The 26941-nt window shown below is 31.5% G+C and carries 23 protein-coding genes and 1 other annotated feature; of the genes, 6 read left to right on the top strand and 17 right to left on the bottom strand.

The window, feature by feature from the left end; all coding sequences use genetic code 11:
- Window positions 1-15: 15 nt before the first annotated feature.
- Window positions 16-250 (bottom strand) — a binding site (T-box leader).
- Between the two features lie 111 nt (window positions 251-361).
- Window positions 362-1060: a response regulator transcription factor gene (locus tag RIN63_RS08055; protein ID WP_310444202.1), complete on the top strand. Its 699-nt coding sequence runs from the start codon at window positions 362-364 to the stop codon at window positions 1058-1060.
- Between the two features lie 47 nt (window positions 1061-1107).
- Here RIN63_RS08055 and RIN63_RS08060 read toward each other — a convergent pair whose 3' ends face one another.
- Window positions 1108-1467 (bottom strand): hypothetical protein, encoded by a 360-nt coding sequence (locus RIN63_RS08060; protein WP_310444203.1) that lies wholly within the window; start codon window positions 1465-1467, stop codon window positions 1108-1110.
- 152 nt (window positions 1468-1619) lie between these two features.
- Between RIN63_RS08060 and RIN63_RS08065 the strand changes: the two genes are divergently transcribed.
- Window positions 1620-2984: a HAMP domain-containing sensor histidine kinase gene (locus RIN63_RS08065; protein ID WP_310444204.1), complete on the top strand. Its 1365-nt coding sequence runs from the start codon at window positions 1620-1622 to the stop codon at window positions 2982-2984.
- Here RIN63_RS08065 and RIN63_RS08070 read toward each other — a convergent pair.
- From RIN63_RS08070 to RIN63_RS08100, 7 genes are all read right to left on the bottom strand, one after another.
- Window positions 2981-4096 carry an endospore germination permease gene (locus tag RIN63_RS08070; protein WP_310444205.1) on the bottom strand — a complete coding sequence of 372 codons (1116 nt, stop codon included), beginning with the start codon at window positions 4094-4096 and terminating at the stop codon, window positions 2981-2983. The two genes, RIN63_RS08065 and RIN63_RS08070, sit on opposite strands and share 4 nt — an antisense overlap.
- A gap of 5 nt (window positions 4097-4101) precedes the next feature.
- Window positions 4102-5376 carry a Ger(x)C family spore germination protein gene (locus RIN63_RS08075; protein WP_310444206.1) on the bottom strand — a complete coding sequence of 425 codons (1275 nt, stop codon included), beginning with the start codon at window positions 5374-5376 and terminating at the stop codon, window positions 4102-4104.
- A complete protein-coding gene (locus RIN63_RS08080) occupies window positions 5351-6796 on the bottom strand; it encodes a spore germination protein (protein WP_310444207.1) in 1446 nt (481 codons plus the stop codon). The genes RIN63_RS08075 and RIN63_RS08080 overlap by 26 nt, the downstream gene beginning before the upstream one ends.
- A gap of 128 nt (window positions 6797-6924) precedes the next feature.
- On the bottom strand, window positions 6925-8214 hold the full coding sequence (locus tag RIN63_RS08085) for an amidohydrolase (RefSeq protein WP_310444208.1): 1290 nt from the start codon (window positions 8212-8214) through the stop codon (window positions 6925-6927).
- 17 nt (window positions 8215-8231) lie between these two features.
- Window positions 8232-8759: an ECF transporter S component gene (locus RIN63_RS08090; RefSeq protein WP_310444209.1), complete on the bottom strand. Its 528-nt coding sequence runs from the start codon at window positions 8757-8759 to the stop codon at window positions 8232-8234.
- 14 nt (window positions 8760-8773) lie between these two features.
- Entirely contained in the window at window positions 8774-9199 is a 426-nt protein-coding gene (locus tag RIN63_RS08095; protein WP_310444210.1) for a DUF1893 domain-containing protein, read from the bottom strand.
- A 25-nt stretch (window positions 9200-9224) separates the two neighbouring features.
- Window positions 9225-10589 carry an MATE family efflux transporter gene (locus RIN63_RS08100; RefSeq protein WP_310444211.1) on the bottom strand — a complete coding sequence of 455 codons (1365 nt, stop codon included), beginning with the start codon at window positions 10587-10589 and terminating at the stop codon, window positions 9225-9227.
- A gap of 200 nt (window positions 10590-10789) precedes the next feature.
- On the opposite strand from RIN63_RS08100, the gene RIN63_RS08105 reads away from it, so the two are divergent.
- Window positions 10790-11212, top strand: a complete 423-nt coding sequence (locus RIN63_RS08105) for a hotdog domain-containing protein (protein WP_310444212.1) — start codon at window positions 10790-10792, stop codon at window positions 11210-11212.
- 115 nt (window positions 11213-11327) lie between these two features.
- Entirely contained in the window at window positions 11328-11927 is a 600-nt protein-coding gene (rpsD, locus tag RIN63_RS08110) for a 30S ribosomal protein S4 (protein ID WP_310444213.1), read from the top strand.
- A 48-nt stretch (window positions 11928-11975) separates the two neighbouring features.
- Here the strand turns inward: rpsD and RIN63_RS08115 are convergent, their stop codons facing one another.
- From RIN63_RS08115 to uvrB, 4 genes are all read right to left on the bottom strand, one after another.
- The gene (locus RIN63_RS08115; protein WP_310444214.1) at window positions 11976-13652 is read right to left on the bottom strand and encodes a putative ABC transporter permease subunit; all 1677 of its coding nucleotides are present in this window, start codon (window positions 13650-13652) and stop codon (window positions 11976-11978) included.
- A complete protein-coding gene (locus RIN63_RS08120) occupies window positions 13649-14371 on the bottom strand; it encodes an ABC transporter ATP-binding protein (protein ID WP_310444215.1) in 723 nt (240 codons plus the stop codon). The genes RIN63_RS08115 and RIN63_RS08120 overlap by 4 nt, the downstream gene beginning before the upstream one ends.
- 117 nt (window positions 14372-14488) lie before the next feature.
- Complete coding sequence (gene uvrA / locus RIN63_RS08125; RefSeq protein WP_310444216.1) at window positions 14489-17320, bottom strand: excinuclease ABC subunit UvrA; 2832 nt, start codon at window positions 17318-17320, stop codon at window positions 14489-14491.
- Window positions 17321-17330: 10 nt separating this feature from the next.
- Window positions 17331-19295, bottom strand: coding sequence for an excinuclease ABC subunit UvrB (gene uvrB, locus RIN63_RS08130; protein ID WP_310444217.1), 1965 nt, complete (start codon window positions 19293-19295; stop codon window positions 17331-17333).
- A 143-nt stretch (window positions 19296-19438) separates the two neighbouring features.
- Between uvrB and RIN63_RS08135 the strand changes: the two genes are divergently transcribed.
- On the top strand, window positions 19439-21016 hold the full coding sequence (locus RIN63_RS08135; RefSeq protein WP_310444218.1) for a hypothetical protein: 1578 nt from the start codon (window positions 19439-19441) through the stop codon (window positions 21014-21016).
- Here the strand turns inward: RIN63_RS08135 and RIN63_RS08140 are convergent.
- The 5 genes from RIN63_RS08140 to ftsE all read right to left on the bottom strand — a co-directional run bounded on the left by RIN63_RS08140 (window position 21013) and on the right by ftsE (window position 26152).
- A complete protein-coding gene (locus tag RIN63_RS08140; RefSeq protein ID WP_310444219.1) occupies window positions 21013-22065 on the bottom strand; it encodes a PDZ domain-containing protein in 1053 nt (350 codons plus the stop codon). The two genes, RIN63_RS08135 and RIN63_RS08140, sit on opposite strands and share 4 nt — an antisense overlap.
- A 21-nt stretch (window positions 22066-22086) precedes the next feature.
- Window positions 22087-23310 carry a S41 family peptidase gene (locus tag RIN63_RS08145; protein WP_310444220.1) on the bottom strand — a complete coding sequence of 408 codons (1224 nt, stop codon included), beginning with the start codon at window positions 23308-23310 and terminating at the stop codon, window positions 22087-22089.
- A 106-nt stretch (window positions 23311-23416) separates the two neighbouring features.
- Window positions 23417-24556, bottom strand: a complete 1140-nt coding sequence (locus RIN63_RS08150) for a peptidoglycan DD-metalloendopeptidase family protein (protein WP_310444221.1) — start codon at window positions 24554-24556, stop codon at window positions 23417-23419.
- Window positions 24557-24570: 14 nt separating this feature from the next.
- Window positions 24571-25476 (bottom strand): permease-like cell division protein FtsX, encoded by a 906-nt coding sequence (gene ftsX, locus RIN63_RS08155; RefSeq protein ID WP_310444222.1) that lies wholly within the window; start codon window positions 25474-25476, stop codon window positions 24571-24573.
- Window positions 25457-26152: a cell division ATP-binding protein FtsE gene (gene ftsE / locus RIN63_RS08160; RefSeq protein ID WP_310444223.1), complete on the bottom strand. Its 696-nt coding sequence runs from the start codon at window positions 26150-26152 to the stop codon at window positions 25457-25459. Before ftsE ends, ftsX begins: the two co-directional genes overlap by 20 nt.
- A gap of 174 nt (window positions 26153-26326) precedes the next feature.
- On the opposite strand from ftsE, the gene RIN63_RS08165 reads away from it, so the two are divergent.
- Window positions 26327-26896 carry a 5-formyltetrahydrofolate cyclo-ligase gene (locus tag RIN63_RS08165; RefSeq protein ID WP_310444224.1) on the top strand — a complete coding sequence of 190 codons (570 nt, stop codon included), beginning with the start codon at window positions 26327-26329 and terminating at the stop codon, window positions 26894-26896.
- The last annotated feature ends 45 nt before the right edge of the window (window positions 26897-26941 follow it).

Genomic DNA, 26941 nt, shown 5'->3' on the forward strand with positions numbered 1-26941 from the left:
ATGTATATATAAATATACAGAGGCAAAAGGTTAGTTTCGCGGTTCCACTCTGTTTGGGATAAAATCCCAGCTCAATTCAAGTACTTTCATACTCTAGTTCTATAACGGGAACCACCGTATAAGTCTACTAAACTTTTCGACTTAACGCTCCTTGGTGCACTTCAAATATATATTGTACAGATTCCTCTCAGCAATGGAATCCTCTCTGTAATACTTTATATAATCTACTTTACCAATTCATAGCATTTTAGTATGTTTTAAATATTATATTCAAATATAGCATAAAAGTTTACAAAAGTAAAGTATTATTTTATCTATAGTTTTATTTTTCTTGGGTAATATTATTATGAGGTGATTAAACTTGGATTACATAAACATTTTATTAGTAGAAGATGAAAAAAATATTTCCGATGTTATTAAAGTCTATTTAGCAAAAGAAAAATATAATGTCTTTTTCGCTGATGATGGAGAAATGGCTCTAGATTTATTTAATACTAATCATATTCACTTGATTATATTAGATCTTATGATACCAAAAATTTCAGGTGAAGAAGTGTGCAAAAAAATAAGATCTATTTCCGATGTGCCAATTATTATGTTAACTGCTAAAACTCACGAAGATGATAGAATTGAAGGCTTATCCATAGGAGCAGATGATTATGTATTAAAGCCTTTTAGTCCTAGGGAATTAATTAGTCGAGTAAAAGCATTACTTAGAAGATCTTATCCTAATTCTAGACCTTCAGCTGAAAAACTTAGTTTTAATAATGGAGATTTGGAAATTGAAGTAGATAAAATGATAGTTAGAAAGAATAAGGAAAGTATTACCCTTACAACAAATGAATTCAAAATCTTATTGGCTCTTGTATCTAACTCAAACCATGTTCTTTCAAGGGAGCAACTAATTGAATTTTCACTAGGTCATGAGTACAATGGGTTCGACAGAACCATAGACACTTATATAAAAAACATTAGACAAAAAATTGAAAGCAATCCCAAATCACCAGAATACATTCATACAGTATATGGAACTGGATATAAGTTCGGGATAGATAAATAAGTTTCATTTTTGGTGCCTGGCACCAAAAATGAAACTTATTATCTGTTCTATCTTCCCCAGCCGTTACCTCTCATCATACCCATGCCTCTACCTTTACCAAAACCCTTTCCACCACATCCGCCTGCTATGAATCCATTTTCATTATGGAATTTTTCCATGTAGGTAAAATGTTCTTCCCATTCCTTTACTTCTTCTTCTGTAATCGTTCCATTTTCAAGTGCTTTCTTAATTTCTTCCCTCTTATACTCAGTTCTTTCTTTAAACCATGCTTCTCTATCTTCTATAGTGATATTTGCATTTCTGTTGTTAGGAATTACACTTGGTGTTTTTACTGTGTCAGCATATGCAGCTAGAGAACCAACTCCTAAAGTTAATGCTAAGGCTCCTACTAATAATGATTTTTTCATAATATATCTCTCCTTTCATTTCTTAATCCAATTATACAAATAGAATGTGAAGGAAATATGGAGAAAAATAAAATAATATAAGAAATCTTCATAATCATTACAAGATTAACTGTTATAATATAATTATCTTATAAAATTGAGAGGTAAAATATATGAAACTTTCTGGAAAGCTTACTCTATCTTTTACATTTATAATCCTTGTTTCCATTATAATCATTAGCTTTATATCAAATCTAATGATTAATAATAGGTTTGAAAATTATCTTGTAGAAGAGCAACAGAGTAAACTTCAACAAATACGCGATGAGATAAATGATTTATATAATAAAAATGGTTATATACTCTATGAAAGAGAAATTAATTCCTATGCTTCTCTCGAAAATGTATATATTGAGATTAGGGATTTAAGTGGTAATATCCTATATACATCCACAAATAGAAATGGAATGGGTGGTATGCATAGACGAATGATGAGAATACATGATATGCCTGAAGGAAATTATGTAGAAAAATCTGGTCCTCTCCTTGAAGGAGATAAAGAGGTTGGTAAACTAATTATTGGATATATTGATAATGCTTATTTAAGCGAATCTGCTATTATTTTTAAAGACACTCTTAGTAAATCTTTTTTCGTATCAGCTATACTTACTGTTCTCCTTGGATTAATAATTAGTACCATATTATCTAGATCCTTGACTAGACCATTATTAAAAATTAGAGATACGGCAACTGAGATACGTAAAGGTAATCTTAATAAAAAATCTAATGTAAATACTAACACAATAGAAATTCTAGAATTATCAGATTCAATTAATTATTTAGGGGAAACCTTAGCTAGACAAGAGAATATTAGAAAAAAATATGCCTCTAATATTTCCCACGAGCTTAGGACTCCCCTCACCACACTTAAAAGTCATTTGGAAGCCATTATGGATGGAGTATGGGATCCTAATGAAGAACATTTAGATATCTTAATGAAAGAAATAGACAGGTTATCTAATTTGGTTGATGACCTCAAAGATTCCTTTCGAGCTGAGGAGTTGGAATTTGTTTTAAATAAGACTAGATTTAATATTTCTAATGAACTTAATGATATTATAATGTCTTTTATTCCTTTATATAACAAGAAAGGATTTGCAATTGAAAGTAGTATAGAAGATCATATTGAAATCATTATGGATAAAGATAAGCTTAAACAAATAATGTACAATCTCCTCTTCAATTCTATTAAATATCTGGACAAAGATGGTAAGGTCCTATTGGAATTAATAAAAGACAAGAATAATGTTATTATTAGAGTAATTGACAATGGTATCGGGATAGAAAAAAAAGACCTACCTTTTGTCTTCGATAGGTTCTATAGGTCTGATATTTCAAAAAATAAAGATACTAATGGAACAGGTCTTGGATTATCCATTGTAAAATCCATAGTTGAAGCTCATAATGGTACAATAAGTATAGAAAGTATATATGGAGAAGTAACGAAGGTTTCCATAACCCTCCCCTTAGGTTTTTAATTTGATAACTTCTCTTGTTTTTCAAATGTCTTTCTTCTAAAGAAATATACTATAACAGCTATTACAGGAATACCCAGATTAAATATACTATTATAAATATATTCCAGAAGCTTTGGAACAGCTATCTCAAGCCATATAGGATTTATATCAGCAAAATAGTAAGTTATAGCAGCAGACACTGCAATTATCGCATATGCAGATATATTTATCTTTTTCTTCTTAAATATTTCTTTAAAGGCAGCACTTGAAATATAAAGATAGGAAATAATCCTGATGGTCATTGCTGATAACCATGTAGTTAAGAAAGCAGACTCTATTCTCTCAAATATGGAGTAGGTCCTAACCATTCTAACATATGTTAGAAATGGATAATTAGAATGCTTAGCTTGCTCTATCCCTAAAGAGGTTTGTGTTACTACTATCATCATCAGTATAATTAATAGAGAATATGTAATACTTTTTATTACAATTTTAATTAAATCCTTTTTATTTTCAAGCTGTGGACTATTCATAGCCAATATATATATATCAGTAGATAAGATAGCAATTTCTATGGCACCTCGATTAATACTTAAAAAGCCTGAATCCCTGTATACTGGTAATAATATGGTTAAATCAATATTATTAAATCCGAGGAGCATGAAAATAATGAGGCTGACTATAATTATAGGACCAAATAATTCTCCAACCCTAGCTAAAACCTCAAAACCCTTGGGAATTGAATACATGCAAACCGCCATTAAAATTAATATAATTATAATTGGAGCCATTTCTGTCATAAAGGTAGTTCTTATCATTTGAATTGTTATATAGTAAAATACTATTGCAGTCCTTATGAAAAATATTCCGTAAAGTATTCCAATAACTTTTCCGATTATCTTGCCAAATATTTTTTCCATATATCCAACAATTGTTAAGTTACTAAACCTACTAGATAAAAATAATATAGGTATAATTAATAAAATACCATAGAAAACGGAAGCTAGAACCATTATCCATATATCTTGGTTGGCAGGCCCCATGTGAATTATAGGCATAATAGTTATAAAATTGGCTATTCTACTAATAATAATAACAAAGATTACTTGCCTTGTTGATATTTTCTCCATCATTATACCTATCTCCTTTTCCTTACATTAGCAGGAGTGTTTATAAGACCTGATTTTACCATTGTAGTCTCCACATTCACATCATAACTTATTTCTGGAAATATCTCCTCCCAATTCTTTCCTATTTCCTTCCATAGCTTAGGATGTTGTTGATGAACCACCACACCAGTGCTAAAATTGTCCTGTTTAAACTCTTTTTGACCTTTATCTAATGTAGCTGATATAAGTTCCTTAACCTTTTTAGAACAAGCCTCCTCAATCCTAGATATGGTTTCAGGGTTACTTGCATTTATTGCCTGATTTAATTCATTTAATTCTACCCGTAGTTTGACATTTACACTTAGATGTATTTCACCATCTTTTACACTTATATGTCTTTTTGTCTTGGATTTTATAATATTTACTGTAGTAAACTTTCCATCTTCTCCAATAATTGAAACGCCTTCCTTTGAACCATCAGGAGTTCTAAATACAATGGAACCTCCTCGTATTTTACTTACAATAAAATTAAACCCTATCATTTCATCTGCAGTGAAATATCCCAATAAATAATCTCTTTTTAGTGCTGCTCCACCAGATACATCTAAAACCTTTATTGTAGGCTCTTTTTTTTGTATTTCTACATCAAATTGCTTTACTTCTTTAATTTGAACAACACCAATAACTGGCTCATTACTTACATCATAAAAATACCTATAAATTTCTGCAAAGCTAATGTTAATACTTTTTGCATTATATGGAAAATTATTTAGGATATCATACAGATAATTCCCTGTAGCTTTTCCAGCCCCAACCTTAACTCCTATGATATCATAAGCCTTAGCTCCCTTGGCAACTACTACATACATATCTTCCCTTGGTTCATTATCTCTCATAAAAAAATCCATTAAATCAGTTATACCTCTTTTAGCTAATTCTTCTCCTATAATAAGTAAATTACTATGAGATAGAAATATTTTTTTATCAAAATGTAGGTTTATGTCATTTATCGCTTCCCTTACTGTATCTCCCTTACCCTGTGGATATACAAAGGATTGTGAACTTGAATTACTTGATGCAGAATTATTGGAATTGGCACTGGATGGGGGATTTACTACTTCACATGTGACCACTACCTTCCCATCTTCAATATCAATACCTAATAATGTGACTATAGCTATTCTATCTATCTCTTTTCCTCCAATCTCTGTGACACAACTGGATAGAAATGTAGATGATATTACTAGATATATAACTATAATTAACTTATTAATAGTTTTATTTGTTTTCATCATTTCTTTCATTCCTTTTTCTCTGCTTTTTATTTGCAATATTTCTTGGTCTATAATTCATTTCCTTCATAGGTCTCATCATAATGAAATCCTTCATACCTTCTCTATCATAAGGGGCTATAGGATACATATAAGGAACCCCAAAGGATCGCAGAGAAACAAGATGTACAATTGTTATTACAATTCCACAGATAATTCCAAATAATCCCAATATCCCACCTAGAAAAAGATATACAAGTCTATAAATTACTATGGTTTCCTTATCACGTGGAAGAATAAATTCTGCTATACCAGTGATTCCTACAGTAATTACCATAATAGGTCCTACTAATCCCGCTTGTACAGCTGTCTGCCCCAATACCAAACCACTAATGGTAGTTACTGCTGGTCCTATATTACCAGGTATTCGTAATGAAGATTCCTTCATAAATTCAAAAAATAAAATCATCAAAAGTGCTTCTATTAATGATGTAAACGGTACTCCTTCTCTACCCATAGCCATAGACATTAGGAGTTTAGAAGGAATCATTTCATGATGAAAGGATTTTAATGCTACAACAAATCCTGGCAAAAATGTGGATATTAATAATGCCACAAGTCTTAGCAGTCTCATATAGGTTCCATACTGAGGTTTAAAAGAATAGTCCTCTACTGTATGCAATTTCTCTATAAATATCCTTGGTAAAGTTAGAACTATTGGTGTACCATCACAGATAATTGCAATTCTACCTTCTAGTATCTTTGCGGCTACTATGTCAGGTCTTTCAGTATATGAAATAGTTGCAATCACAGATTTTGGCGAATCTTCAATCTCACGTTCTATATATCCTGAATCTAATATATGACTTAAACTAATCTTTCGTATTCTTCTTCTTAACTCATCTAAAATATCTGGATTTACTATATTATTCATATATACTAAGGAAACTTCAGTATTTGTTTCTGTACCTAAATTATACTTCTCAAATACTAAGTTAGTATTTCTTATCCTACTTCTTATAAGTGATTTATTTACATTAATGTCCTCTACAAATCCTTCCCTTGATCCTCTTATTAGCCTTTCACTAGTTGGTTCAGATATTGCCCTTCTCTCAGTGAAACCTAAGTCAAATAAATATGCTACTTCCATATCTTCTATAAATAAGACCAGACTCCCAATCATAATGCACTGTGAAATTAACTTCATATCATATACTTCTTCTGTTCCTGAAATAGGAACTGTTGATAATACATCATTGGGAGAAGTCAAATCCTGAATCAATGGCTTTATCAAGCTATTCTGTAATCCATTTTTGTCTACAATCCCTTCAATATATCCAACCATAGCCTTTGAGCTACATAAGGTATCAAACTCATATAAGACTAAATCACTAGAGTTATTGAATATACTTTTTAATTCTTCTCTATTCTTTTCTAAATTTTTCGAAATCATATTTTCCACCTTTTGGCATCATTAATAATTAGGATTATTACCAATTAATGCAAAAAATATAATAGTCATTAGGATTTACCTAATGACTATTATATTGGTTGGAAGGACACAGGGGTCCTTCCCTACTTTTATCTATTCATTAAATCTTTGGCATGTTTTTCTGCCATGAATTTTATTTTCTCTACATCTAATGTCTTTATTTCCCTTTTTTCCATTATTATATTGCCATCTACTATGACTGTGTCCACATCTGATGCTTGGACTGAGTAGGCTAGTGATGAAATTATATTATGATGTGGGTAAAGATGTGGTTTATCTGTATCTATCAATATCATATCTGCCTTTTTACCTGCTTCTATTGAGCCTATTTCTTTATCCCATTGCAAAGCCTTTGCACCGTTTATAGTTGCCATCTCTAAAGCTGATATGGCTGGAACTGATACTGCATCTAGATTTACTGCTTTATTGATTATAGCTGCTAGATTTATTTCTTCAAACATATTAAGGTTATTGTTACTTGAAGATCCATCTGTACCTAATGCCACTGAAATTCCTCTCATTAGCATCTTATCTACTGGTGAAAATCCAGAGGCTAGTTTTAAATTGCTACCTGGGTTGTTTACAGGAAATACATTTTTTTCTTTGATTATCTCTATATCATCATCATCTATGTGAACACAATGAGCTGCTATAGTAGGTAAATCTAATAATCCTAAATCATATACATGCTTTATTGGTGATTTCCCATGTAGTTTAAAGCTATCTTCTACTTCTTTCTTAGTTTCAGAAAGATGTATATGGATACCTGTATTTAATTCTTTAGCTAGACTGACAGCTTCTTGTAAAAAATCCGGACTACAAGTATATGGAGCATGTGGTGCTACCATTACCTTAATTCTACCATTAGCCTTTCCGTGCCAATCCTTATATAATTTTCTTGTTACATCAAGTTTAATTTGATTTTTCCCTTCTTCTTCTATCATTCCCCTAGTGAGGACACCTCTCATCCCTGATTCTACTACTCCCTTACCTACTTCATCCATGAAATCATACATATCACAAAATGCTGTTGTTCCTCCCTGAATCATCTCAACCATACTCAGGAGTGATCCCCAATATATATCGTCTTTATTCATTTTAGCTTCTATTGGCCAAATCTTTTTTGTCAGCCAATCATAAAGCGGAAGATCATCTGCAAAATTTCTGAGTAAAGACATACCAATATGTGTATGGGAATTGATTAATCCAGGCATTGCTAATTTGTTTTTTCCATCAATTATTCTTTCTACTTCCATATCTTGTCTAACTTCACCAATATGCATTATTTCATTATTGCAAATGTAAATATTTGTGTTTTTTATTACTTCATTTTTTCCATCCATAGACACTACATCTATATTCTTAATTAATAGACTCATATTTTCCTCCTGTTTTTCTAATCTAAATCTATAGTTGTATATTTTACGATACTATATATCAAAGTTGGTATCAGAACCAGTTGAATTATTATACCAGGTAATCCAGTTGTTACCCCTCCTATAATAAAAGTCATAGGGTCTAATTGTATTGAAAAGAATGCTGCTAAAACGAATACAACTACACCTACCATTACCCTTCCTGCTATCATAGAAACAATCAATGAAATTATTGAAGGAACCCTTAATTGTCTATACATAACTGATGCCACAAGTCCGTAAATACCTAATTCAAAAATCATTATTACTGCCATAGGAAATAGAGCTGGCATACCTGTAATTAAAGAATTAAGTATTGGTGTTAGCATACCTAATAATAAAGCCAGATGAGGCGGTAGTAGAAAACCACCTATTAAAACAGGTATATGCATTGGCAAAAATGTTTGTCCTGGCAATCCTGCTGAATGAAATATAGTTGGTACAATAATTCCAATAGCTAATAATAACCCCGCTATAACTAATCTTTTAACATTATTTCTTTCGTTCATCGAATATCTCCCTTCTATTTTTTAAATGATGCAAAAAACTCCTTTATGGATTGCAGAAGCAATGCTGGGTCATCTGTATCCAAAGAAAGTTTTTCTATTGGACAATAAGAAGTTTTATCTTTATTCATAATATATTGACAGGATTTCTCCATCTCATATGGTATATTATATTCTCCTAGGGCAGCTATACCACCTTCAGAAATCAAGTCAGTATATACTTCTTTTATTTCAACATATCCACATAAAAGAGCAGCCCCTCTACCTATTACCTTATCCGCAAGTGATGCCCCTTTGGCTTCAGATTTCATTTCTGTAGACAAGATATACATAGGCTTTATGCCTTTTTCTACACTTTTATATATTACTTCCCCATTTTTTACTACAACTAAGGCCTGATTTTCATCTATTAATAATTTTTTGGCTATTTCAATATCCTTCAAGGGAAATCATCCTTTCAATATTTTATTAATCTACTAATATTTCAGCCTCAAAGATATCCTTCCTTTTAAAATATATATAGGAGAATAAAAGTCTGAAGCACATATCTAGCCCTATTCCTACCCATATCCAAAGTATATCTGCCTTAAATACAAAGGCCATTGTTAAAACAAAAGGCACTCGTATGAGCCAAAGTCCTATTCCAGCATTAAACATAGGAACCTTTGCATATCCTGCACCTCTAAGGGCTCCATTTAGAACACCAGAGATATTTTGAGGCAATTGAGTTAACCCCATAACAAATAAATACATAGCTCCTACTCTAATTACTTCAGGTTCCTTTGTTAATAAGCTCATTATTTGACTAGGAAAAAATATTAAAACTCCTCCAGCGAATATTGTTATAACAATTGTATATCTAATTAGCTTGTTGAGATACTTCTTTCCAATTTCTCTATCTTTGCTACCTAATGCTTGCCCTATAAAAGTTGTGGCTGCAATTCCAAATCCAGTAGCTGGCATATATGAAATTGATTCTGCTTGCAAACCTAGTTGATATGCCGAATATGCCAATTCTCCATATGTAAGGATAGCTCTTGTAAGAAATATTGATGCAGCTTGCCAAAATGATGTTTCGAAGGAAGTAGGAAGTCCTAGTTTAAGTATCATCAAAGCTTCATTGCCTTTGAACTTCAACTTAAGCTTATCACCGATATTGGTTAAAATTCCTCTTCTACCAAATAGCATAATTAAACCAAATGAAGCAGCAGATATATAAGCCATATTATAGGCATATCCTGCACCTCTTAAGCCCATGGATTCAATACCCACTTTACCCGTTATCAACACAAATCCTGCAATAATATTTACAATGTTTAATAATCCTACAGCAACCATAGGGGTTCTAGCATTGCCCATACCTTGCAGTATACCTGATACTAATAATATAATAGCAGCAAATGGCAAAGACCAGGATATTATTTTAAGATATATTTCCCCATTGGCCAGTAATTCTGCTTGAGGATTAAATACAGTCAATAAGGGTCTAGCGAACCAAAAAAGCAGTTGTTGAAATACTATGGCAGCTCCAATTGAAATAATAAATGATTGTTCCGCTATGGATTTCAATTTATTATAATTACCTGCTCCATAGGATTGTGCTATTAATACTGAAGTACCAGTAGCTATGCCTTTAAATATTCCCCATAATATCCTATAAAGAACTGTAGCAATACCTATGGCTCCTACTGCATATGCATCATATCTTCCAATCATAGCCATTAAAACTATACCAGCAGTCATCTGCAACACATTTTCACCAGTGATAGGTAGGATCATAGATAATATTTTGTTTCTTATAACCTTGTTTTCGTCTAAATATCTTTCTGCCATTCTACTTCCCCTTTATATAATATAATCTATATAATTATATAATACTTCGCCACTCTAAACAAGCAACTAAAAAATATTTTTTTATCTATAGATTACCTAATACTATATCATTTTATTGATATTTTATAAACATAAATTGATTTCCATAATTGGTTTGTTATAATGATTCTTGTATGATAAAAACAAGGAGGCTGAAAATATTGGAAATTGTTAAAACGTCTAGATTAGTTAAGTCAGAAGAATTAAATCACCATGGTACTTTATTTGCTGGAAGAATGGCAGAATGGTTTGTTGAATCTTGCTTTATATGTGGAGCTAAAGCTACCCAAAAACCAGAAAATATCGTATGTGTAAATATCCATGGATTAAGTTTCAAAATACCTGGTAACAAAGGTGATGTAATAAACTTGGAATCACGAATAGCAAAAGTTGGCAGAACTAGTTTTATAGTATATGGAAAATTAACAAGAAATAGCGATTATAATACCATTCTATCAGATGGATACATAACTTTTGTCTTTATAGATAAAAACAATAAAACTATACCCCATGGATTAGTATTGGATAATCCCATGGACGAGGAAGATATTCGTATAAGAGAAGGAGCAGAAAATCTAAGATAATAGAAAACATACTGCATATTGATAATAATTATCATTTACTTTTTGTTTGATTTATGATATATTATAGTCCGGCTCAAAATTATCGCGGCAAATAATTTTGATGGAGATGAAAATATTGGCTAAAATGATGGGACCTAGATTCAAGCAATCTAGAAGATTAGGATTAAATGTATGTGGTCATCCAAAGGCAATGGAAAGAGCCACTAAGGGCACATCTAGAGCAGACAAAAAGCTTTCCGAGTATGGAATGCAGTTGTTAGAAAAACAAAGGCTAAGGGCGTATTATGGTGTGATGGAGAAACAATTTGCAAAGTATGTTAGGGTTGCAAAAAAATCTCAGGATCAAACGGGTCATGCTCTTATAAAAATCTTGGAGACAAGATTAGATAATTTAGTATATAGATTAGGGTTTGCTTCTTCAATTAGGCAGGCTAGACAAATGGTAGTACATGGACATTTCCTTGTAAATGGAAAGAAGATAGATATTCCTTCTTATCTAGTTGAAATAGGAGATACTATTGAATTAAAAGAAAAATCCAGAAGTATAGAGCTTTTCACTGAAAACTACAACTCATTTTTCTTAAATCAATATCCTTATTTAACTAAGGATGAAAATAAAATGTCTGGTACTTTAATTAAACATCCAGAAAGAAATGAAGTTCCTATAGAAATTGATGATCAATTGGTCGTTGAATATTATTCAAGAATTATGTAATATAAACAAAAAGAACCGTCCTCAGTGTTTGGGCGGTTCTTCTTTGTTTTATTCTAAAACTTCAAATTGTTTTATGATTAATTTTTTTAGTATGAAGAATAGTATAATTGATGAAATGATAAATATTCCAGCTAAGAGTCCATAGATTAAAGTCATATCAATCTTATTTATCATCTTAAATACTAGATATCCTACTCCTCCTGCATATAAAGTCCCAAGGCCCATGCCAATTAGTACATTTAGATTTTGCTTCATGGCTCTTTGAGGGTTATCCCATGTGAGATATGGTCTTATTATATCTATTACCATACCAATCTGAGTCATTGGAATACTGCCTAATAGACCAATAACTGCTATTAAAATTATAGATGAAATATGAATATCAATTATAAAGGCTGCACTAAGTATTAAGGCGATAATCCCTAATAACTGTACTGCCAAAGAGGACAATACTCTGCCTGTTATTTGATCCTCTGCTTTGATAGGTAATGTTCTTTGTATCCAGAAGCAATTTCCTTCCCTTGAAAAAGTAGTTGGCCCTATACTATTTAACATACCTAATGCCACTACAAAACCTATACCAACTAAGGTAACTAAATCCATATTATTTCCTAGATTACCTACTACAGCACTTAAGGATTCATCTCCTCCTGTTGCAGAAGTCATGACCATAATAATAGGCACTATAACTACTCCTCCAACGGCGTTCATCAAATAAACTGGGGTTTTAAATAGCATGATAATTTCTTTCTTTGCTAAGGCTATATAAGGCTTTGTTTCTCTAGCAGTCCTTTTTATGGATACTTCCTTTCCAGATTTCCCTTTGGATGCTGAAACCTCAATATTTCCTATAAGCCCTCCAAAGAATAGTCCTTCAGATAAAAATAACATAATAAAGAAGCTTATGATCCCTACCCCTATAAAGGATAATAGGTTAATTAACCCTAAAGAATTTGAACTATTTGCTAAAGCCAAGGCACCCCATTGTGATGGTGGAAACCCTAGTCCTAGTTTCTTAAGTAGCAAATTTGAATCTGTTACTAAACTTACAAAAAAATCGTCTCCTTGAAGCAAAGCTTTCTGTGTTATAGTTTGAATTTTCATTTGTATATAAATCATGACTACAATAAACAAAGCTGCACCAATTACTCTTATTAAATCCTTTTTTGCCCCTATATTTGTATACTTCATAAATATCATAATTATTATAGAAGCTAGTACTAGTGGTATTACTGGTAGAGTAGCCACTAATAAAAATGCATATATCCAATAGAGAAGCCCTTCTCCACCTTTAGTTCCGTATATATATACGAATGGCAGTATAATAGGCAAGGATGTTAGGTATTCACTAACCATCAAAGTAACAAACTTAGAACCCAGTATATAGGAAGGTTTGATTGGCAATGGCACTAAATGAGTCAAGTCATTAGAGAAATAATATTTAGACATTACATAAAGTAATCCAAATACAAAAACCATTACCTGAGATACCAAAAATCCAGATAATAGAAACATGGATTTTTGACCAATCTCATTGTAAATATCATACATTCCATTTAACCCTTTTATCATGAGTATATATGTGGGTATAAGAGACAACATTGCTATGAAAAAGACTATAATTTGCCATCTGTTTTTCTTGTTCTTAAAGCTATATGCTATAGAAGACAGACCATAGGTAATATTCAAATCAGTTTTAATCAATGAAATTATCTTTTTCATCATTCAGTCAACTCCAAGAATATATTCTCTAGGGATTCTCTCTCCTTAGCATGTGATCTTAGCTCTTCCATTGTCCCTAAAGCAACAATTTTACCTTTATTTATTATTGCAATTCTATCACATAGTTTTTCAGCTACTTCCAGTACATGGGTGGAGAAAAATACAGTTTTTCCATCATCACACATATTTCTCATGATTTCCTTCAAGTTGAATGCAGACTTTGGATCTAATCCTACCATAGGTTCATCAAGAATAAATAAATTTGGGTCATTTAAAAGTGCTGATGTAAGTACAAGTTTTTGCTTCATACCATGGGAATAGCTACCTATTATATCTCCTATAGCATCTTTTATATTAAATAATTCCAGGTAATAATTCATCTTTTCTTCTCTTTTATCTTTTGAAATTCCGTACATATCTGCAATGAAATTTAGATATTCAATTCCTTTGAGCTTATCATATATTTCAGGATTGTCAGGTACATAAGAAATCATTGATTTAGCCTCCAATGGATTTTCCCATGCATCTACATTGCCTACTGTTACTTTTCCACTATCAGGCTTTAGTAGTCCTACTATCATCTTTATAGTAGTAGTCTTGCCTGCTCCATTGGGCCCAAGAAATCCAAATATCTCCCCGGGTCTGATATCTAGATTAATATTATCTACTGCTTTTATTCCACCTTTGTTATAAGATTTAGATATGTTTTCTAGTTTTAACAAATTCTCTACCCCCTCTTTTTGTTGTTATTTTAATTGTATGATAATTAGAACTTTATGGCAATGACTAATTTTGACAAAAGAAAAGGAATGGATTTAACCATTCCCTATTTTTAATTTCTAGGATTTATTTAATACATTCTTCAAAAAATGTCCTGTATATGATTCTTTGACTTTGGCTACTTCCTCTGGAGTTCCTGTAGTTACAATAGTTCCTCCCTTGTCTCCACCTTCAGGACCTAAGTCTATTATATAGTCTGCTGTCTTGATTACATCTAGATTATGTTCTATTACTATTACTGTATTTCCACCTTCCACTAATAGATTTAATACCTTAATTAATTTATGAATATCTGCTGTATGAAGGCCTGTAGTTGGTTCATCTAGTATATAGACTGTCTTCCCTGTTGACCTCTTAGATAATTCTGTGGCTAATTTTACTCTTTGGGCTTCTCCTCCAGATAATTCTGTAGAAGATTGACCTATTTTAATATAACCCAAGCCCACATCAAACAAGGTTTCCAGCTTTCTAGATATCTTAGGTATATTTTTGAAGAACTCTACTCCCTCTTCCACGGTCATATCTAATACATCGGATATGGACTTTCCTTTATATTTCACCTGTAATGTTTCTCTATTATATCTTTTACCTTTACATACTTCACATGGTACATAGACATCTGGTAGGAAATGCATCTCTACCTTTAATATTCCATCACCACTACATGCATCACATCGTCCACCCTTTACATTGAAACTAAATCTACCCTTTTGATAGCCTCTCATCTTTGCTTCATTGGTCATAGCAAAGACATCTCTTATATGATCAAACATTCCTGTATAAGTAGCTGGGTTCGATCTTGGAGTTCTACCTATAGGTGATTGATCAATATCTATTACCTTATCCAAGTATTCTAATCCCTTTATACTTTTATATTTTCCTGCTTTTGATTTTGCTCTATTTAATTTTTGTGCTAAAACCTTGTGTAATATTGAATTGACCAAAGAAGATTTACCTGAACCTGATACTCCTGTGACACAAGTAAATAGTCCGATTGGAATTCTTACATCTAAATTTTTAAGATTGTTTTCTTCTGCACCAATTACTTCGATCCATTTCTCATTAGGTTTTCTTCTTTCTTCAGGAATTTCAATTTTTCTTTTTCCTGATAGATATAATCCTGTAATAGAGTCTGGATTATTCTTTATATCTTCAACAGTTCCTTCTCCAATTATATATCCACCATGTATACCTGCTCCAGGTCCTATATCTACTATATGATCGGCAGCATACATAGTATCTTCGTCATGCTCAACCACTATTAATGTATTTCCTAAATCAGTTAATTTCCTTAATGCCTTTAAAAGCATTTCATTATCTCTTTGATGTAATCCGATACTAGGTTCATCTAGGACATAGGCTACACCCACAAGGCTAGATCCTATTTGAGTTGCCAGCCTTATCCTTTGGGATTCTCCCCCAGATAATGAACCTGCCATACGAGATAAGGTTAAATAGTCTAATCCTACAGTCTTTAGAAAATTTAGCCTTTCCTTTATTTCTTTTAGGACTTGTTCACTTATGATTTGTTGTTTTTCTGTAAGCACTAAGCTATTAACAAATTCTAATCCTTTAATGATGGATAAATCAGTAAACTCTGCGATGTTTTGATTGTTTATCCTTACTGCTAGTACTTCCTCTTTCAATCTTTTCCCATGACATGTTGGACAAGGATTTTCTTCCATAAATTCTTCTATTTTATTCCTCATATAATCAGAATTAGTAGAAGTATATCTTCGTTCAAGATTAGGGATTACCCCTTCAAATTTACCCTTGTATTCTCTCTTACCTTCTTCATCAAAATGACTAATGAATTCAAAAGATATTTCTCTATCAGTACCATATAATATTTCTTGTATAAGTCTCTCTGGGGCTTCACTGAGAGGTCTGTCTGCACTAAAACCATTGTCCTCTGCCAATGTTTTAAATATTTGATAATAATATGTTGATTCATTGGCATTAGAATGTGGTGCTATTCCACCTTTATCAATACTTAAGTCTAAATTTGGTATAATTAAATCCTTATCTATTCCTTTGTGAAAACCTAATCCACTACAAGTAGGGCACATTCCAAAGGGACTATTAAATGAAAACATCCTAGGAGACAATTCTTCAATGGCAATATTACAATCTGGGCAGGATAGTTTTTGACTGAACATAATCCTTTCCTTATCTATGAAATCAACAATTACAAGTCCATCTGCTAATTTTAATGCTGTCTCTAAAGATTCAGATAGTCTACCTTCGATACCTTCTCTCACTACTATTCTATCTACTACTACTTCAATAGTATGGTTTTTTGTTTTTGCTAGTTTTATTTCCTCCCCAATATCAAACATTTCCCCATCAATGAGTACCCTAACAAAACCCTCTTTTTTTATGTTTTCTAATACCTTTATATGCTCTCCTTTTTTCCTTCTAATAACAGGAGCTAAAATCTGAAGTTTAGTCTTATCTTCTGAATCCATTATTTTATCTACCATTTGTTCCACTGTTTGGCTAGAAATTTCCTTTCCACATTTATGACAATATGGAGTGCCTATTCTAGCATATAATAGCCTTAAATAATCATATATTTCTGTAACTGTACCTACAGTTGAACGAGGATTCTTTGATGTAGTCTTTTGGTCTATTGCTATGGAAGGTGATAATCCTTCTATATATTCTACATCAGGCTTATCCATTTGCCCTAAGAATTGTCTTGCATAGCTAGATAATGACTCCACATACCTTCTTTGCCCTTCGGCATATATGGTATCAAAGGCTAAGGAAGATTTTCCTGAACCAGACAATCCTGTAAAAACTATAAATTTATTCCTAGGCAACTTTAGAGATACATTTTTCAGATTGTTCTCCTTAGCTCCCCTTATTATTATTTCTTCTTTTATCATTATATCGCCCCTATCTTAACTTCTTCTTTAGGTCTAGTATCTTATCTCTAATCTCTGCTGCTTTTTCAAAATTTAGCTCTTCTGCTGCTTTTAACATCACAGTTTCTAGACCCTCTATCATACCCTGAATTTCTTCCTTAGTAAAGGATTCTTCATATTTTACTTCTTCCTCTGCTACCATTGTAGCTTCTATAATTTCCCTAATACCTTTCTTTATAGACTCTGGTTCTATGTTATGTTTCTTATTATAATCATCTTGAATTTCTCTTCTTCTATTAGTCTCATTTATGGCTTTCTCCATAGACTTAGTTATCCTATCACCATACATAATAACTTTTCCAAATACATTTCTTGCGGCTCTTCCTGATGTCTGAATAAGGGATGTTTCAGATCTTAGGAATCCTTCTTTATCAGCATCTAATATGGCAACTAAAGATACTTCTGGTAAATCTAGCCCTTCTCTCAGCAAGTTTATACCCACAAGTACATCATACTTACCAAGCCTTAAATCTCTAATTATTTCCATCCTTTCCATGGTTAGCACATCAGAGTGAAGATAAGTAACTCTTATTCCAATCTCTTTAAAATAGTTAGTCAAATCTTCAGCCATTTTCTTAGTTAATGTAGTGACCAATACCCTCTCTTCCCTAGCTGCAATATTTCTAATTTCATTAACTAAATCATCTATTTGATGTTCTGTAGGTCTTACTTCTATAATTGGATCTAATAACCCAGTAGGCCTAATAATTTGCTCTACAGTGTTTTCAGTATGCTCTAATTCATAAGGTCCCGGGGTGGCAGATACATATAATATCTGATTTACCATGGACTCAAATTCTGTAAATTGCAATGGCCTATTGTCCAATGCAGATGGAAGTCTGAATCCATATTCTACTAAGTTTGTTTTCCTTGCCCTATCGCCATTATACATACCTCTGATTTGAGGTATAGTGGCATGGGACTCATCAACAATTATTAAAAAATCCTCTGGGAAATAATCAATTAATGTAAAAGGCTTATACCCTGGTGGCCTATTGCTCAAATGTCTAGAATAGTTTTCTATGCCTTGGCAAAATCCCATTTCTCCAAGCATTTCTAAATCATATCGTGTTCTCTGTTCTAATCTTTGAGCTTCCAATAACTTTTCCTTATCCTTTAACTCTTTAAGTCTATCATCCAATTCTTCCTCTATGGTTTGTATTGCCCTTTCTACATTTTCCTTAGTAGTCGCAAAGTGAGAAGCAGGAAATATTGAAACATGAGACCTGTATCCTATGATTTCTCCTGTTAAATAATTTGTTTCCACTATTCTATCTATCTCATCACCAAAGAACTCTATTCTAATAGTATTTTCACTGGATGACGCAGGAAATATCTCTAGAATATCTCCCCTGACTCTAAATGTCCCTCTGACAAAATTAATATCATTTCTTATATATTGTATATCTATTAGTTTTCTCATTACTTCGTCTCTGTCCTTAACCATACCAGGTCTTAGAGAAACTACAAGATTTTCATAGTCTATTGGGTCTCCTAATCCATAAATACAGGAAACTGATGCAACTATGATTACATCTTTTCTTTCAAATAAAGCTGCTGTAGCAGAGTGACGAAGTTTATCTATCTCATCATTTATTGAAGCATCTTTTTCTATATAAGTATCTGATTGTGGTACATATGCTTCTGGTTGGTAATAATCGTAATAACTAACAAAATATTCCACTGAATTGTTGGGGAAAAATTCCTTGAATTCAGAGGCCAATTGATAGGCTAAGGTTTTATTATGTGCTATAACTAGAGTAGGTTTTTGAACTTTCTCAATTATATTTGCCATAGTAAAAGTCTTACCAGAACCTGTAACTCCAAGTAAAGTCTGATGTTTTAGATTTTTATTTAATCCATCCACTAGTTTTTCAATAGCTTCTGGCTGATCACCAGTTGGTTTATAATTTGATTCTATTTTGAATTTATTCATTCTAACACCTCAGTTTTTTGAACATTTGTTCCTAATATATAATATTATATATTATTATATCCTTTTGTCAAAACATATTATATAAAACTATTATTGAACAAATCAAGTTATTGTAGTAAACTATCCATAAGGAGGCGACTTCAGTGAAAAAACTTTTATTTATGATTTTTACATTAATATTAACCCTTAGCTTAGTGGCTTGTAATACTAAAGATGGAAATCTTGTAGAATTAAAAGATAATATTACTTTTGAAGAAGAAGAAATTAGCTATGAAATAGAGCAAATACTTTTCTCTAAAAGCTTCCAATCCATTGATTCATCTGTTGAAATAATCACCAACAATAATAAATTAAAGGTATTGGCTTCTTTAGGCTTGACTGAGTGTTCAAGTGTTAATGTGAATAGTATAACCAAAAAAGGTAGCGAAATTAATATCCATGTAAGTGCCAGATATAGTAAAAATAGCCTTCGCTTAGCAGTGCCCCAGGTATTTATGGAAATAGATAAATCTAAACTTAAGGGTATTGACAATCTAAAGTTTAATATAGTTTATGATGATTACAATCCATTGAAAATCAAATTTGGTATTAATGAAGTATTAAACAAACTAGAAGCTAATTATAAATTATCAACAAAGACCTCTCCAGTATTTACACTATCTAGATCGGGTGAATCTTTAGTATGGAGTATTACATATAATAGCATTTTCGATAGAGAAACTCCTGAAGTACCTTTAGTCAATTTGTTTGCCCAGGTAGATGCCATAAGTGGAGATATAATTGAATCTGAGAAAGTAAATATTTCTTCAGCTTTAGATGAAGGTCATGTATTAAATTATATATCAGATGATTTAATACTCTACAAGAAATCAATAGTTGATAATGTAACTAATAAGACAAAAGAACAATTATGGTTATATAATACAGTTAATAATGAAAAAACAATGATTTTCTATTCTAATTATAATATTCATTCAGTAGAACCTAATAAAAATCGAGAACTTATTTCTATTGTGGAAGTGAATGATAATGGATCAGAATTATATATTGTTTCATTAGAAGATAATAGGACATATAAGATAAATTTAGAAGAAGAATTCAACCCGTCTATAATGAGTTGGAAAGATGAAAATATATTGTATCTTGTAGACAGTAATAAATATGGTACAGTAATCTATAGCTTTGATATAGAAAGTAACAAATCAACTCTAGTGACCAAATTCCAAAGAATGATTGAATATTTAGTTTCAAATGGTAAAAGTTTCTTAGTAGTTGAAGACTCTGAGGAAGATAATACGAAAAGAATTTCTATTACTACTGATTGGAGAGATTTTAATATTATTGGTAATGGTTTTTTACCAAAGTACATTGATGAAAACCATATCGCTTACTTAAAAAAAGATAATACTCAGGATAGCAGTACTCTAATTATATATAATATTGGAGAAGGGAGAACAATTCGTAGAATAGAGGAGAACATAGTAAACTATAGGGTTATTTCACCCACTAATTTAGTCTATATTGTGAAGAATTCTATTAATAATTATGCCTTGATAAATTATTCCCTAGAAAATAAAAGTTCAACAAATATTGCTAACTTAATTGATCAGAAAATCTACTATAATGAAAATGACTCACTTGTATATCTAAATACTATATTGCCTTTTGAAAGTGATAAAAGAGAAATGATCTATATAATAGATTTAAATAAACTAAATTAAAAATCCCTAGGGACTATAACAAGTCCTAGGGATTTTCTTTTTCCATAATATCTTTTAGTGGTTAGCCCAGTTTTAATATTGAAGAATTCAACTGTTATTTTATTTCTCCTGCCTCTCATTATATCTTCCATGTCTTTTCTGTTCTTTACCTCTATACCATTTATTGAAAGTAATATATCCCCAGTTTTAATATTCAATTTTCTAGCTATACTATTAGGATTTGTTTGTAATACCTTTACTCCCTTATGTGGAGATATAAATATTGGCTTTCTTTTTTCTTCACTAGCTTTGTTCTGTAAAATAATATATTCATGGCCTAGTAAAGCAAACAGTGGTGATAGAAAAAGATTATCTAAATTCTTAGAAATATATAATAGAATAAGACTATATATAAATAGATTTAATGATGTTTTCAATACCTTCTTCCTAGGATAAGATGAGAAGGAATAATCACCATAGCTTAGTATTGCAATCAAAGTAATAGGTTGTATTAGGCCATCCCCTATGAAGATTACAAAGGGTATAGGCCAGAATCTATTCATATTAAATCCACCAACTAATTGATCTTCTGACTCTATTATAATAGGTAAGTTAGACCTTCCTCCATCAAATAAAATAAGTATACTCTCTATTATATGAAGCACTGCAACTACAGACATGACTTGAGATATTTGTATACTAGGATATCCTGTGATTAAGCTAAATAAGGACACTATTCCTCCTCCATATGCAAAACACATATATCTAGGATTAATGACTGATAGTATAATTACCGTTGCTAGAATATACATGAAATCCTTAGGTATAATTACTACACCTAAATAAAGAAATACTACTGTAGCTATTATTCCTCCAACCATTCCAAATCCAGCAGATATAATAAGCTTTATAATAACAGCTCTCCTATACCCTATATTCTCCCTTTCCAATTTCCCTAATTTTCTATATTGGAAGTATATAATACAGAGGACTACAATAAAAAAAGGAGATTTTAAAGTATTTAAGATATCTATTATTGTAAATAGCACAATTTGATATAGACCATACATACCTTGACTCTCCTTCTTTTATTATTTAATTTTTAATTTTATTTCTTCTATAGCTCTTTTTAATTGATTGTCTTCCTTTAGATTTTCTACTCCTATTGTTTCTACACCTTCTGTTAATTCTACAACTATATCAGGCTCTATTCCAATTCCGTGGATATTTGTTCCACTAGGTGTAAAGTACTCAGATATTGTTAATTTTAATCCTGTTCCATCCTGTAAATCTCTAATTCTTTGTACTACCCCTTTACCAAAGGTAGTTGTTCCAATTAACATACCTCTATTATGATCCTTTATAGCACCTGCAAGAATTTCAGATGCTGATGCAGATCCATTATTTACAAGTAGAACCAGTGGATAATTAACCATAGATTTCTTGGATTTTAAATATTCTCTTTCACCGCTTTTGGTTTCTGTATATACGATATCTCCCTCACCTAATAGTTCATCAGCTATTTGTGCGCATATATCCAATAATCCTCCTGGATTATTTCTTAAGTCAATTATCAATCCCTCAATATTGTTCTTCCCTAATTTATCTAACTCAGTCTTAAAGTCCTTGTATGTTAAATCATCAAATGAAGTAAGTTTGATATATCCAATATTTTCATCAATAATACTTGACTTAACAGTAACTAATCTTATCATTTCTCTGATTATTTCAATATCTAATACTTGATTTTTCCCTTCATTATCTTTTCTCATTATGGTCAAAACTACTTTAGTATTTGGTTCACCCTTCATCACCTTTACAGCCTTATCCATATTTTCTCCTAGAAACTCAACACCATCTACCTTTATTATCTTATCTCCACTCTTAATCCCTGCTCTTTCTCCTGGTGTATCTTCTATTGGTGAAACAACTGTAATAAGATTGTCGTCTCCTGGAGTAACTACAACACCAATTCCCCCAAATGTTCCACTTGTTTGTTGTATCAGTGAAGCAAACTCATCCTCATTCATATAAGCTGAATATGGGTCTTCTAAAGATGCAAGCAATCCTTTTAATTGTCCGTCAATTAACTTGCTTTCATCTACATCTCTTAAGTAATTAGACTTAACATAATTCTCTACTGCCATTACCTTTGAAAACTTACTATACACTGATTTGAGTTGATTGTACTCAGCTTTTGGAATATATGCTTTATTGTTGAATGTAACACTCATTAAGTTTGTTAGACCAAAAGTGGTTAGATTTGTGATTAATAATAAAACAACTATTAAACTTATGACTTTCTTCTTGGACATTTTCTCACCTCATAATTTTAGGTTATACAGCTATTGTATTTATTTTACATAAAGATTATACCACCCAATTTACTACATTACAAAGGATAGTATAAAAAAAAGGGGATTATTTCCCCTTTAGCCACGGCATTGGATCCTGATAAGCTCCGTCCTTCCTTACTTCAAAATGACTATGTGGTCCAGTAGACATCCCTGTGCTTCCACATTTAGCTATAGTATCCCCTCTCTTTACATTGTCTCCTACTGATGCAACTAATTTTGAATTATGTCCATATAGTGTAACTATTCCACCACCATGGTCTATCATTATAGTCTTGCCATAACCACCCAAGGTTCCTGAATATATTACTTCCCCTGCAGCTCCAGATACAATTGTTGTTCCTGTAGGTGAAGGTATGTCTATACCAGTATGGAACTTTTTAGTCTTTAGAATAGGATGATTTCTATATCCATAAGGCGAACTGATTCTTGAATATCCTGGAACTGGCCACTCCATTTTGCCTCCTGAATATGGTCCTGTTTTTTTCTGTAATTGCACTATTTTTGACTCAATTTCTTTAGCATATTCATTTAATTTATCAACTTCTGCTTCTAAGCCCTTCATATTCTTTGCTAATCTACCCATATAGTCTTCTTTCTCTCTTGTAGCTTTAGCCAAATCACTTCTTCTTACCTCTAGCTTATTCTTGGATATCTCTACTTCTTTTTTCTTAGTTTCTAATTCCACTTTTTTAGTATCTACGATATCCCTTTGTTCCTTCATATATGATATTAACTCCGTATCATGTTTTGCAATGGCTTTAAGCATATCTTGTCTTGACAAAAAATCTTTTATACTAGAAGAAGCTAAAAGCACCTCAAGATATCCTACATTTCCAGTCTTATACATTACTCTAATTCTTTTGTTAAATATTTCTTTCTTATCATCAATATTTTTTTCTGCTTCAACAAGCTCTATTTCTGTCACTTCAATACTTTTTTCTAAATCTTCAAGTAGTTTTTCTACATTGGAAAGTTCAATTGTAGCATTATCCATTTTTACATCTAAATCTTGTATTTGCTTGGAAAGATTCTTTGATTCTTTTTCTAAACTCTTTATTTCATTTGCCTTTTGGTCAATTTTTTTATCGATATTTTTTTGTTCATTTTTCAGATCTTTTACATTATCTGCAGCATAAACTGTAATGAAATTAAATACTAGTATTACAGCCAATAGTAAGAATGTTATTTTCATTTTCCTAGACATTAATTTTCTCCCCCTTATACATTAAGAAAACGTTTTAAAGATACAATACTCCCTAACGCTCCTATACCCACACCTATTGCTGTAAACATAATTGCAATATCTTTTACCAATAGGGTTGGTGAAACTAAATATACTGTAAACAAAACATATAATTGATCACTTACTGATTTGAAGAAGTACTCATAACCATAATTCAATAGTACTATGGAAAGAACTGCTCCAATCAAACCAAATAATATTCCTTCAATAATAAAAGGTCCTCTAATATATCCATTGGTTGCACCAACATATTTCATTATATTTATTTCTCTTTTTCTAGAAGCTACTGTAATTTTAATGGTATTGGAAATTATAAATACAGATACTAATACTAAAATACCTATTATAACAATTCCACCAAACCTAATGTAATTGGCAAATATCATAAGCTTGTCTATAATGTCCTTATAATATTTTACATCCTCTACTCCATCAATTAATTTGACTTTTTCAACCACTGCATCAGCATATTCTATTCCTTTTAATTGAACAATATAAGAATTTTGAAGTGGATTATCATCTTCTAATCCTTCTAATATGTAGCTATCTTCTTCCCATTCTTCTTTTAATATCTTCAAACCCTGATCTTTAGATTGAAAAATAACTGATAATACTCCTTCATTTTCCTTAATAGAATCTTCTATAGAGTCTAATTCATGTTCTGTAAGTTCAGTTTCATAATCTAAATATACCTGAACTTCATCAAATTTTGTCTTAACTTCCAGTACAAGATTGTTTATTGTCAAAATCAATATTAATACCATACCAAGTATCATAAGTACAGCTGATATTGAACCAATGGAAGCCAGTCCCATCCCTCGATTTCTCCACATACCTTGAATTCCCTGTTTGGTAATATTTTTAATTATACGAAATCCCATCGCCATACCCACCTTTCTGTTCATCTCTGACTAACAAGCCGTCATGGATTTCTATTACTCTTTTCTTCATGCTATTTACTATGTCTTTGGCGTGGGTTGCCATTAGTATTGTTGTACCTCTTCCATTAATTTCATTTAATACTCTCATTATTTCCCTAGCAGTATCTGGATCCAAATTTCCCGTAGGCTCGTCCGCTATTAAAACAGGTGGATTGTTGACTATTGCCCTGGCAATAGACACTCTTTGGTGCTCTCCTCCAGATAATTGGTCTGGAAAACTGGATGCTTTTCTGCTTAAATCCACCATACTAAGTACCATAGGCACCCTTCTCCTTATTTCCTTTGGATGTGATCCAATTATCTCCATTGCAAAAGCTACATTTTCATATACAGTTTTATTAGGTAGCAATCTAAAATCTTGGAAAACTACTCCGATATTTCTCCGAATAAGGGGGATTCTTCTATTTTTCACCTTTGTAATATCCATATCATTTAATATTATTTTACCCTCTGTAGGTTCTTCCTCTTTTAGTAACAATTTTATTAAAGTAGATTTACCTGCTCCACTTGATCCTACTAAAAATACAAATTCTCCTTTATGTATTTCTAAATTCATATTAGTTAAAGCTCTAACATTATTATCGTATTCTTTGCTTACATTCATAAGCTTTATCACCTATATCACCTCTAATTTCTACAATATAATATATGAAATATTAATAAATCTTCAATATTTATTAATTATTGCTTATTACTTATTGTTAATTTAATGCTTTTTATTTTTTACATTAGCTTATTAGTATATTATAATATAAAATGAGAGATAAATAAACCATAAGAGGTGATTATTTTGGATAAAAAAATTTTAAGGAAAGAAATTTTGCAAAAAAGAGCTAAAATTACAAAGGAAGATAATGATAAGTATAGTAATATCATTGCAAATACACTATATGAAATGAGCCCTTATAAAGAAGCTAATACTATTATGTGCTTTATTAGTTTTGCTAATGAAATAAATACTACAGAGCTAATTGAGACATCAATAAAGCATGGAAAGACTGTTGTTATCCCTATTACCATACCTGAAACTAAAGAGCTGAAAGTATCACAAATCTTAGACTTTTCAGAGCTAGAGAAAGGATATTATAATATTCTCACTCCTAAGGAAGAGTTTATAAGATATGTAGATCCTAGTACTATAGACCTAGTTTTAGTTCCTGGTGTTGTTTTTGCTGAGAATGGTTATAGAATAGGCTATGGTGGAGGATATTATGACAGATTTTTGTCTAAATTAGATGAATCTGTAGCTAAAATTGCAATAGGCTTTGACTTGCAGGTTGTAGATGAAGTTCCTACAGAAAGCTTTGATATACCTGTAGATATGATTATAACCGAAAAAAGAATAATTAAGTGTAAATAAAAAAATTGCGACAAGTATCCATTTTTCATGGACACCTGTCGCAAT

The sequence above is a fragment of the Tissierella sp. genome (assembly GCF_031460495.1).
Classification (GTDB): Bacteria; Bacillota; Clostridia; order Tissierellales; family Tissierellaceae; genus JAVKTS01.

Coding starts and splice junctions, on each gene's coding strand:
- RIN63_RS08060 (WP_310444203.1), bottom strand. CDS start 1,467: ATGAAAAAATCATTATTAGTAGGAGCCTTAGCATTAACTTTAGGAGTT.
- RIN63_RS08065 (WP_310444204.1), top strand. CDS start 1,620: ATGAAACTTTCTGGAAAGCTTACTCTATCTTTTACATTTATAATCCTT.
- RIN63_RS08070 (WP_310444205.1), bottom strand. CDS start 4,096: ATGATGGAGAAAATATCAACAAGGCAAGTAATCTTTGTTATTATTATT.
- RIN63_RS08075 (WP_310444206.1), bottom strand. CDS start 5,376: ATGAAAGAAATGATGAAAACAAATAAAACTATTAATAAGTTAATTATA.
- RIN63_RS08080 (WP_310444207.1), bottom strand. CDS start 6,796: ATGATTTCGAAAAATTTAGAAAAGAATAGAGAAGAATTAAAAAGTATA.
- RIN63_RS08085 (WP_310444208.1), bottom strand. CDS start 8,214: ATGAGTCTATTAATTAAGAATATAGATGTAGTGTCTATGGATGGAAAA.
- RIN63_RS08090 (WP_310444209.1), bottom strand. CDS start 8,759: ATGAACGAAAGAAATAATGTTAAAAGATTAGTTATAGCGGGGTTATTA.
- RIN63_RS08100 (WP_310444211.1), bottom strand. CDS start 10,589: ATGGCAGAAAGATATTTAGACGAAAACAAGGTTATAAGAAACAAAATA.
- RIN63_RS08115 (WP_310444214.1), bottom strand. CDS start 13,652: ATGATGAAAAAGATAATTTCATTGATTAAAACTGATTTGAATATTACC.
- uvrA (WP_310444216.1), bottom strand. CDS start 17,320: ATGATAAAAGAAGAAATAATAATAAGGGGAGCTAAGGAGAACAATCTG.
- uvrB (WP_310444217.1), bottom strand. CDS start 19,295: ATGAATAAATTCAAAATAGAATCAAATTATAAACCAACTGGTGATCAG.
- RIN63_RS08140 (WP_310444219.1), bottom strand. CDS start 22,065: ATGTATGGTCTATATCAAATTGTGCTATTTACAATAATAGATATCTTA.
- RIN63_RS08145 (WP_310444220.1), bottom strand. CDS start 23,310: ATGTCCAAGAAGAAAGTCATAAGTTTAATAGTTGTTTTATTATTAATC.
- RIN63_RS08150 (WP_310444221.1), bottom strand. CDS start 24,556: ATGTCTAGGAAAATGAAAATAACATTCTTACTATTGGCTGTAATACTA.
- ftsX (WP_310444222.1), bottom strand. CDS start 25,476: ATGGGATTTCGTATAATTAAAAATATTACCAAACAGGGAATTCAAGGT.